Origin of the sequence: Oscillibacter sp. (assembly GCF_031978065.1) — a bacterium.
Classification (GTDB): domain Bacteria; phylum Bacillota; class Clostridia; order Oscillospirales; family Oscillospiraceae; genus Oscillibacter.
Genome location: NZ_DALZCH010000112.1, coordinates 1 through 10190 on the forward strand (window position 1 = coordinate 1; position 10190 = coordinate 10190).

Genomic DNA, 10190 nt, shown 5'->3' on the forward strand with positions numbered 1-10190 from the left:
CGGCGGCAACGGGGGCGGCGGGAGCGGCGGGAGCGGCCGCAGGTGCGGCGACGGGAGCAGGAGCAGCGGTGGGCGCGGGAGCGGCGGCAGGAGTCACGCTCTGAATGCGGGGAGCAGCGGCGGAAGCGGAAGCGTCGTTCTCAGCCACCTGAACGTCATAAGCCTTGCCATTGACGGTAATCGTGTAAGCTCTCATGTCAATTTCTCCTTAAAACAATATGAATTTTATTTTTATCTGGGGATCAAAAGACGTTCAGTCCAAATCCCGCCGATTGCGGATGAAGGGGTTGCGGCGTCCGCGCTCGTATTCCGCGATGGCCGCGGAGAGAACGGCAATCAGTTCCGCGTCGTCCTGTCTCGGCGCTGCCGCAGGGGCGGCGGCGGGAGCGGCAGGTGCCGAGGAAGCCGCTTTTTCTTTTCTGGCGGCAAAGAACTTGCCGAATGCGGTGATAATTACAAAGAGCAATAGCAGAACAACAAATACTACTGCCATACTTACAAGGCTGACGATGCCCGCCACGCCCAGGCTCATACTACCATGGATCATACATTCACCCTAAGAAGCAAACGCTTTCCTTTCTTCGATCATTTGTCTTCTTTTCGGGAGAAGACCTTTCCAAACGCGGTGATAATCGCGTAAAGCGACAGCAGAACAACGAACACCACCGCCATACTGACAAGACTGACGATGCCTGCCACGCCCAAGCTCATACTACCGTGAATCATACATTCACCTCAAGAAGCATCCGCTTCTCTTTCTTATTTGTTCATCAGACGGTCCCAGTCACGGATGATTCTGGGCGTCATCATGTGGTGGAAGGGGCAGATGGACTCGGGATTCTGATAGGCCGCACCCACGAACGCACAGATATAGTTGCGCAGCTTGGTCATCTCCACAATCTCGTCCACCAGACCGGTCTTGGCGCAGGAAGCGGGACGGGACTTTTCGGCATACTCCTGAATCAGCTCGTTCATCTTGTCGATGGTGGGCTGGATATCCTTGCCTTCCTTTTTGTCCTTGACAAGGCGGCGGGAATACATGGCCGCGGCGGCGGTTTCGCCGTGCATCACGTAGATTTCAGTGGCGGCGGTGCCGATGCTGAAGACGTTGCGCGCGTTGCCCTGCGGTCCGCCCATGACATAGTGGGCGGCAGCGGTGCCTTTGCGCAGGGTAATTTCCATCTGGGGGACCTTCGCGTTGTGGATGGAGTAAATCAGCGACTGGCCAAGGCCCAGCAGCTCCGCCTGCTCGGCGGGGTCGCCCACGTCGATGCCGGTGGTATCCTGCATCCACACGATGGGCAGGCGGTCCCGTCCGCACATGGTGACAAACTCGCTCATCTTAATCAGGCCCTGACGATACAGCTTGCCGCCCACGCCCACGGAACCGGCTTCGCGATACTCGGGATAGCCGGGAATCAAACCCTGATAGTTTGCCACCACACCGGTGAGAAGACCGTTGATCCGGGCAAGGCCGCAGACGATTTCGGGGCCGTAGCCCTTCTTGAACTCCATAAACTCGCTGTTGTCGAACAGGCAAGCCAGCACTTCCCGGATGTCATAGGCACGCTTCTGGTTGGCGGGTACGCGGGTATAAAGCTCCTCGCCCTGATGCGCAGGCTCCATGGGATCCGCCACCCGGAAGAAGTTCTCGTTGTAGCCGGGGATGGCGTCCATATATTTCTTGATGGCGGTCAAAACGCCCTCTTCGCCGGAGTAAACCTCGCGGAAGAAGCCCGTCTCGCCAAAGTGAATGTGCACCGCGCCGGGAGGGTCGATCTTCCCGGCCTTGAGGGTGGCGTCGATCAAAGCCTCGGCGGCCTCCTCGTCCACATAGCCCTTGGGATTCATGCCGCCCACGATGCCCGCGCCGCCCACGGCCATGTTAGCCTTCTCATGGGCGATGAGGATGGTGGGGCTGACGGCGTGATAGCCGCCGCCGGCGGGGTTGGTTCCGTAAATGCCCACCAGCACGGGAATGCCCATCTGCTCCAGCTCGGCATGACGGTAGAAAGGTGTGCCGCCGGTGACGCGGCCCGCGAAGACCTTCTCCTGCTCATCCAGCTTCACGCCGGAGCAGTTGAGCACGTACACCAGAGGAATGCGGAGCATCTTGGCAATGTCCGTGGCCCGGGTCAGCTTCAGCGCCTGACCGGGAACCCATGCACCCGCCAGCTTTTTGTTGTCGGAAGCGATGACCACGGCCCACTTGTCCTGAATTTTGCCCATGCCGATCAGCACGCCGGTGGAGCCGTCCTTGTTGTTCTCGGGATTATACAGGCTGTCCAGCGGGCACCAGGTGCCCTCGTCCACCAGAAGGTTCACTCGCTGGCTGGCTGTCATCTGCCCGGCCTGATTGAGGGACTCGTCGCTGCGGCCGGCGGCCAGAGTGGCCTCCACCTCAGCGTTATACGCGGCTTCGACTTTCCGCAGGGTCTTTTCGTTTTCCTCGTTCGCCGCTTGAAGCGGCGTTCCCAGTTGAGGCATATTCTGGAAATAGGAAGGCATGGAATAGCCAAATGCGCTCATATCGTACCACCTTATCATGTAATTTGGCCGCGGGCGGAGAAGCGGGACGGCAGCCCGGCCAATCGGCCGTCCCGCGCAATTCAAGCTTTTATCTTTTTCTCAGAGGGATAGCACATCCGCAAACGCCTGAATGGCGGTGCGGGCCTGACCGAAATCCCGCATCTGCTGGTCCACGCCCAGCTTGATATGGGGAATTCCGGCCTCGTCCAGCGCCTTTTTCAAGGAGGGATACTCCATCTCCTCCGGGTCGCAGAACTGCTGCATAAACAGCACCAGACCCTTGGCCCCGCTCTCCTTCACCAGTCTCACCACATGCTCGCCCCGGCGGTTTTCGCTGGAGCTTTCATCGTAGAGCAGCACGTCGAAATCCTGATCGGCAAACTGCTGGGCCAGCGCCTCCATGGGATCGCCCGTTTCCGGCGCGTCCACCCGGAAGGCCCGGGACTCGTGGGCCACGTCGTCGGCGGCGATGGCCACCTTGTTCTCCTCAAAAATCTCCAACAGCTTGGGATTGTCGCAGATGATGCCGGAGGTGACCACCTTTACGCCCTTCCAGTTGCACACGGGCAGGGCCTTCAGCTCTGCATTGAGGGCTTCCAGCTTTTCGGCGTGCTCCGCCTTAGGCATAAACCACGCGGCCCTCAACACCGCACTGCGCATCACGGGGGTAATCACGTCGCAGTGGTCGCTTGCAAGCTTCACGAACTCCCGGCGGGCCCCGCGGCTGCGGTTATAGACCTTAATGGTCTCCCGCAGGGCTTCGTCGGTAATCGGTGCGCCGGAGATTTTCTCAAGTTCCGTCTTGATGTGGGTATACTGGTCCATGCAGAACTTCTTGCCGTAGGCAGGTTTGCGGTTCTGGGGATGCGCCAGGAAAATGCAGGGTAGCTTCTCGCTCATGGCCACGCGGATATTCTGGCTCATGGGGCGCAGGGTGTCGCAGATGGTGGGGGTAATCATGCCGTCCAGCAGGTCCAGCGTGCCGTCCAGGAGCAGCTCAAGGGCTAACTGGGCGATGGTGCAGTAAAAAGTGGCGCAGTATTCCTTGGCCTGAGAGATGGTCTTGTTGTTGCTGCCCCACAGGCCGAAGGGCATCATTCCGGCGGCGGCCACCAGCTCCTCGGGTGCGTAATAGGGCATCACGCCAATGCACTTTTTGCCCTCCGCCTTATACTTCTTGAGCTGTTCCTTGGGGCTTTCCGCCACGGCGGCAAACTCCTTTACAATTCCTTCGATGCTCATGCCCTGGCCTCCTTCTGCTTCATGTTCTCCTCCATCGCCTCTACCAGACCCTGTACCCGGGTTTCATACTGGGCCTCGTTGAAGTTGCGGGGATCGGCCTGATCGCCGTCGAACCCGGCACAGGGCACGCCCAGATCCTTTGTGAAGCGGCGCTGCATCTCGGCCATATAGCCGGACCAGGGCTTGCAGGAGCGGTTGTAATGGACCAGCACGCCGTCCACCTTATTGTCCCGGCAGATGCCCTCGCGCCAATCCACGCCTTGCTCAATGCACACGCTGTTGGGCGCCTTGCAGTAGGCTCTTGCCATGTCGTCCAGATCGTCGTACACAAAGCCGAAAGCGGGAGCGTACACCACGGCGGTGACGTTGACGCCGTTGGCCTTCAGCGGTTTGAACAGGGTTTTCAGGTTGGGCCAGCAGGGGATGCCCTCAAACATAATACGATACTTCTCGGGGAAGGGCGCGGTGGTGGTGCCGTTTTTCACGTGCTCCTCCAGCTCGGTGGCCAGCAGCTCAAAGGCCTCGGCTGTCTCCACCTTGCCGCGGGCGGTCACCACGTCCGCCATGTGGTTGAACAGGTCAAAGCCGCTCATGGGAGAGGGCTTATACTGCAAATAGTCGCACACCTTCAGCCATGCCTTGGCAGTGCGGTTTGCGTTGGCGCAGGCCTGCTCGAACTTCTTCTCGTCGAACTTTGTTCCGGCGATTTTCTCCATCTGGTGAATCGCATCATCAAACTGCCCGCGGATATAGGCCACCTGAGAATCGCTGACGGTGACCTCGTTATTGTAGGGCACATCGATCATGATGAGGGGGATGTTGTGCATCCGGGCAATGTTCTCGTACCACTTGGTCATGCAGTTGCAGATGTTGTTGCAGCAGAGCACAAAGTCCGGCATGGGAACGCGGCGGGACTCGTTGGTGGTCTCCACTCCGGCGGAATAGGCAAGGGAAATTCGGGCATAGCCGCAGATGTCCGGGTCATAGCCCAAAGACTCCGCCGCCTCGCACATCCGCTGCCCGTCGTGCTGAGCGCCGATCCCGGCGGCCTGATTCTCCGGGTAGACAACCGCCAGACCCAGGGCCTCGGCAATCTCGCAGGGGAACTTGGACGAGGACCAGCCCACAGGGCGGCCCGCCTCCTTTGCCTCCCATGCGGCGGCGTACACCTTGCTCACCACGTCCCGAAGGGCCTGCGTACCGGGGCTGGCCGGCTTGGGGGCCTTCTTTACGGGAGCCGCCTCTGGGGCGGCTGCGGTGTTCTTTTCGTTTTCAGCCATGAATATATCCTCCGTTTCTCATAAGCTTGCGTTTCTTTTCCTGATATTGCGCCGCGTCCCGCCCGGGATGGGCGCGTGGTTCCCCTTTCGGGATCACTTGCTGATTATTTGGCAGCTTTTTGCCAGGCATAAAGCGCCGCGCCCAGCGCGCCGTTATACTGTGTCAATGGCGAGGTGAGAATGGGATGGCCCAGCACCTCCTGCAAGGCGGAAACGATCCCATCGTTCTGCGCAACGCCGCCGGTCATCACCACCGCGTCCCGCACGCCAATGCGCTTGGCAAGCCCCACCACTCGGGAGGCCACGGACTTGTGGATGCCGTTGATAATGTCCCGCTTGTCGCTGCCCTTGGCAAGCTGGCTGATGACCTCGCTCTCTGCGAACACGGTGCAGGTGGAACTGATTTCCACGTTTTTGGTGGACTGTGCGCCAAGGGTCGCAAGATCCTCCACCTTTACCTCCAGCACACGGGCCATCACATCCAGAAACCGGCCCGTACCGGCGGCGCATTTGTCGTTCATGGCGAAATTTACCATTACGCCGTTTTCGATCTCCAGCACCTTCACGTCCTGCCCGCCGATATCAATGACAGTGTGAACCTGAGGAAAGAGAAAAAATGCACCCTTTGCGTGGCAGCTCAGCTCGCTCATCTGATGGTCCGCCACGTCGTCCAGAGAGTTGCGGCCATAGCCGGTGGCCAGAATGAAGGCCATGTCTTCCTTCTTCATCCCCGCGGCTTCCAGCACCTCCGCGATGGCGCGGCTGGGTCCGCTGGTGCCCGCGCCCACGCTTACAAGCGACTTGGCCACAATATCCTTCCCGTCCCTCATGATCACGCATTTGGAGGCGGTGGACCCTACGTCGATGCCCATTGTATAAATCTCATTCATAAAAAGCAGCCTCCTTTGGGGCAATGGGGAACGCAACCCCGTGTTTTCCCCCGCTCTTCGGAACACATCCACCCAGAATCCGCGAAAGTCCTTTGAAACAGGTGGTTTTTTGATGATTCCACAGCCTTAGAATACCATATGGGGGCAAATTGTAAATACTGCCGCGCGTTAAAAAATTAGCATATATTGCTTTTTGCTTCGTCTGCTCTCACAATTTTGCCCAGTTCAAACCAAAAAAATTGACAGATTGTCAAATAAATTGACCGGACGCAACCAATCTCCGGGTAAAAACCGGCCGCCAGCCGAAAGCAATTTCAGCGGGCGGCCGGAAAATTGGGTCGGCGCAGCTCGGGCGCCGCGCCCCCCGAAATTGCCTCAGATCTTGTTGGCGGGGCAGACCGGGGCCCGCCCATAGCACAGGTTCACAAGATCGGTGGCGCAGGAGGTACAACAGTTAATCACGGACTCCTCCGTGGAAGCGGCGGTATGGGGCGTGAGGACCACGTTTTCCATATCCAACATCTGGCGGCTGTTTTCGCTGAGCGGCTCGGGCTCAAACACGTCCAGTCCCGCGCCGAACAGCACGCCGGTCTTCAGGGCCTCCACCATTTCCTCTTCGTAAATCAGGCCGCCGCGGGCCACGTTCAGGAAAATGGCGCGGGGCTTCATCATTTTGAACTGCTCCATGCCCACAGTTTTCTCCGTGGAGGGCATCAGGGGCAGGTGGATGGAGACAAAGTCGGCGGTCTTCCAGATTTCGTCGGCATTGTCCTTCAGCTCGATGGGAAGGCCGCCCAACTGCTCCTTGGTGACATAGGGATCATAGCCGATGGCCTTCATCCCAAGGCCATTGATGCACTTGCTCGCAAAAATCTTCGCGATTCTGCCGCAGCCCAGCAGGCCCAGGGTCTTCCCCTCCACCTCAACGGTGTTTTCAAGGCCCATGCGCACATAGAAATTGCCGCTGCGGAACTGCTTATCCACATAGCTGAAGCGGCGGGCGGTCATCATCAAAAGCATCACGGCATGCTCTGCCACGGCATTTGCATTGCCGGAGGGGGCGAATACCACCTGAATCTTTTTGGAAGTGGCATAGTCAAGGTCAATATTGTCCAGACCCGCGCCCTGCTTGCCGATGCCCTTCAGATTGGGGCAGGCGTCGATCATCGCGGCGGTCACCGGCTCGGTGCGGCACATAATCACATCGGGCTGATACTCCTTCAGCTCCCGGAGATAAGTCTCCTCATTCAGGTCGCTTGCAACCTTTACTTCCACATCGTTGCTGTTGAAGATTTGGGTCGCCACATCGCTGAGCTTGTTGGTGTAATAAGCCTTGTATTTCATGACTTGCGTTCCTCCAAAAATCCATTTTTTCGGGAGCGGCAGGGAACACCCGCCGCTCCTCACGTTTTTATATATCACGTAGTATTATCATAGCCTACTCTTTTTAATTTTGCAAGTATTCCTGCAATATATTTTTAATTCTCCATAATTTCCGTCATTTTTGACGGGTTTGCAACTCCCTTTTCGTCATTTTGTAGAGCAAAATTCTCTGCATTTCCTCAAAATATAGAAAATACAGAGAATTTATGATATATATTGTGCTTGTGGACAAAACACAGACTTACTTCCGCTCTCCCTGACTGAACCGCTTGGCATACTGCTTGGGCGGCAGCCCCGTCAAGGACGTGAAGGTGCGGATAAAGTGCTCGTTGCTCTGAAATCCCACCATCTCTCCCGCGGTCTGCACCCGGTATCCGTCCTGCAAAAGGCGGCGGGCCCGGAGGATGCGGGTGTTGATGACATATTCCATCACGCTGAAGCCCGTGGCCTCTTTAAAGCAGTGACTCAGATAGTATTTGCTGATAAAAAATTCCGAAGCCACCCGCTCCAGCGTCAGCTTCTCCGCCAGATGCTCCTGCAAATATTCCAGCACCGCACTGATTTGCAGCGCCCCTTCCCTGCTGCCGGGGTCTGAAGGGCGCTCGATCTGGCACAGCTCGTCCGCCCACCGGCGGACCGGCGCCATGGACAGCGCCTGAAGCAAAAACTCCGACAGAAGCAGCATCTGGTTCAAATCGGAGCCAAAGCCCGCGTTCTTGCGGCCTTGCTCCCAGTCCAGCCGCTTTAAAAGCGACAGCAGTTCATTGTACCGGGTTCCCGTCTCCACCATCCGCTCTGCCTCCTGCACCCTGCGGTAAAGGTCGGTCCGGGGCGTGGAGATGGCATGAATCGTGGGAATGGGCACATGGAGCACATACCGCTCATACGGTTCGGCGGCCAAAGTTTTATGCAACGTGGCGTCCGGAAGAATAAACAGAGCCTCGGGGTGCAGAGAATAGACCTGATTCTCCACGAACATTTCTCCGCCCCGTGAGACAGGCATCAAAAATTCAACGCTCTCATGAAAATGCGGGCGGTCCATATACCAGGAGTTATCCCGGCTCATCTTTAAATAAAACGGCTGCACCTGCATGCCGGACCCCTCCTTTCGTCTCTGCCTGCAATGGCGCAAAATCAGGCAGTAAAACAATATCCGCTAATTTTTTCGCGCAAATGTTCCTTTACAGAGGTTTAACATATGGTACTATGATATATGATTCCCTATGAAAACACAAGCTTTTTTGTGTTATTCAGACAGAAAAACAATCAAGATGTGGAGGCAATCGTAATGGGAAAAGTTTGCACGCTCTCCGAAGCCGTAGCCCGGTACGTGAAGAGCGGAGACACCATCTGCTTTGGCGGTTTTACCACCAACCGCAAGCCTTATGCCGCCGTGTATGAAATCCTGCGCCAGGGGCAGAAGGATTTCACTGCATGGGGCGGCCCCGCAGGCGGCGACTGGGACATGATGATCGGCGAGGGCCGCGTGAAGGCGTATATCAACTGCTATACCGCCAACTCCGGCTATACCAACGTCTCCCGCCGCTTTCGCGCTGCCATTGAGGAGGGCAAGCTGACCTTTGAGGACTATTCTCAGGACGTCCTGATGCTTCAGCTCCACGCCGCGTCTCTGGGCCTTCCCTTCCTGCCCGTACGCCTGATGAACGGCTCCGGACTGACGGAGCACTGGGGCATCAGCCGCGAGGAACGGGAAAAAATGGACTCTGTGGACAACGACAAGTTCGTTTACGTGGACAATCCCTTCAATCCCGGTGAAAAGGTCATCGCCGTGCCGGTGCCCAAGCTGGACTGCGCCGTCATCCACGTGCAGAAGGCATCCCCCGACGGGACCTGCATTATCGAGGGCGACGAATTCCACGACGTGGACATCGCCGTGGCCGCCAAGCGGACCATCGTCACCTGTGAAGAGCTGGTTTCCGACGAGTTTATTCGCCGTGACCCCACGCTGACCCGCATCTTCGGCATGTGCGTGGACGCGGTGGTTCACGCGCCCCACGGCGCATGGCCCGCCCAGTGCTACGGGTATTACGACGTGGACGGCAAGGCCATGACAGAATACGACAAGGCTTCCAAATATCAGGACGCGGACGACGCCAAGCGCCAGCTTGCCAAAGCCGCCGAGAAGGCCCAGAAGGCCGCTGAAAAAGCTCCCGGCGACGCAAAGGCCGCCGATGCTGCCGCACGGGCCGCTGCCGCCGCCAAGGGTGCGGAGGACGGCACCGCCGTTCCCGAAACCTTCCAGGATTTCCTGAACAAATGGGTATACAGCGTGAAGACCCACGAAGAGATGCTGGATAAGGTGGGCGCAAGCCACCTGATTTCCACCAAAAATGTGCCCGGCCTTGGCTATGCCGGAAAAATTCCGGAAAGGACGTGCTGAAAATGCCTGATTATACGAATTACACAAAGCAGGAAATGCAGGCCTTCGCCATCGCCAAAAACATTCAGGCGAACCAGATTGTCATTGTGGGAACGGGCCTGCCGCTGATCGGCGCATCCCTCGCCAAGCGGATTATCTGTCCCTCCTGCCACCCCATCGTGGAGAGCGGCCTGATGGACTGCGACCCCGTGGAGGTGCCCCGCAGCGTGGGCGACAACCGCTTTATGGCCCACTGCGCCGTGCAGTGGCCCAACGTCCGTTTCATCGGCTTTGAGGCCAACGAGTGGCTCCACGGCGAGGACCGGCTGATTGCCTTTATCGGCGGCGCACAGATCGACCCCTTCGGCAACGTGAACTCCACCTGCATCGGCGACTATCATCACCCCAAGACCCGCTTCACCGGGTCCGGCGGAGCCAACGGCATCGCCACCTACTGCAACACCGTCATCATGATGCAGCACCAGA

9 protein-coding genes and 2 pseudogenes are annotated in these 10190 nt (G+C 57.9%); 2 read left to right on the forward strand and 9 right to left on the reverse strand.

From position 1 onward, the window contains the following. The 9 genes and pseudogenes from RTK01_RS13860 to RTK01_RS13900 form a co-directional block, all read right to left on the reverse strand. Nucleotides 1-196, reverse strand: a pseudogene (locus RTK01_RS13860) (acetyl-CoA carboxylase biotin carboxyl carrier protein subunit); the annotation flags it as partial. A 57-nt stretch (nt 197-253) separates the two neighbouring features. Beyond that, a complete protein-coding gene (locus RTK01_RS13865; RefSeq protein WP_312281538.1) occupies nt 254-547 on the reverse strand; it encodes an OadG family protein in 294 nt (97 codons plus the stop codon). Nucleotides 548-585: 38 nt separating this feature from the next. Then, the gene (locus RTK01_RS13870; RefSeq protein WP_294855834.1) at nt 586-726 is read right to left on the reverse strand and encodes an OadG family protein; all 141 of its coding nucleotides are present in this window, start codon (nt 724-726) and stop codon (nt 586-588) included. 33 nt (nt 727-759) lie between these two features. Further along, nucleotides 760-2529, reverse strand: coding sequence for a carboxyl transferase domain-containing protein (locus RTK01_RS13875; protein ID WP_312281539.1), 1770 nt, complete (start codon nt 2527-2529; stop codon nt 760-762). A gap of 99 nt (nt 2530-2628) precedes the next feature. Next, nucleotides 2629-3771, reverse strand: a complete 1143-nt coding sequence (hgdB, locus tag RTK01_RS13880) for a (R)-2-hydroxyglutaryl-CoA dehydratase subunit beta (protein WP_312281540.1) — start codon at nt 3769-3771, stop codon at nt 2629-2631. After that, entirely contained in the window at nt 3768-5051 is a 1284-nt protein-coding gene (locus RTK01_RS13885) for a 2-hydroxyacyl-CoA dehydratase (RefSeq protein WP_312281541.1), read from the reverse strand. Before RTK01_RS13885 ends, hgdB begins: the two co-directional genes overlap by 4 nt. A gap of 104 nt (nt 5052-5155) precedes the next feature. After that, complete coding sequence (gene hgdC, locus RTK01_RS13890) at nt 5156-5941, reverse strand: (R)-2-hydroxyglutaryl-CoA dehydratase activase HgdC (protein WP_312281542.1); 786 nt, start codon at nt 5939-5941, stop codon at nt 5156-5158. Between the two features lie 375 nt (nt 5942-6316). Further along, nucleotides 6317-7285, reverse strand: a complete 969-nt coding sequence (locus tag RTK01_RS13895; RefSeq protein ID WP_312281543.1) for a hydroxyacid dehydrogenase — start codon at nt 7283-7285, stop codon at nt 6317-6319. 280 nt (nt 7286-7565) lie between these two features. After that, nucleotides 7566-8417: a helix-turn-helix transcriptional regulator gene (locus RTK01_RS13900; RefSeq protein WP_293009173.1), complete on the reverse strand. Its 852-nt coding sequence runs from the start codon at nt 8415-8417 to the stop codon at nt 7566-7568. Between the two features lie 195 nt (nt 8418-8612). On the opposite strand from RTK01_RS13900, the gene RTK01_RS13905 reads away from it, so the two are divergent. Beyond that, nucleotides 8613-9725 (forward strand): CoA-transferase, encoded by a 1113-nt coding sequence (locus RTK01_RS13905; protein ID WP_312281544.1) that lies wholly within the window; start codon nt 8613-8615, stop codon nt 9723-9725. 2 nt (nt 9726-9727) lie between these two features. Further along, nucleotides 9728-10190 (forward strand): annotated as a pseudogene (gene gctB / locus RTK01_RS13910) (glutaconate CoA-transferase subunit B); the annotation flags it as partial.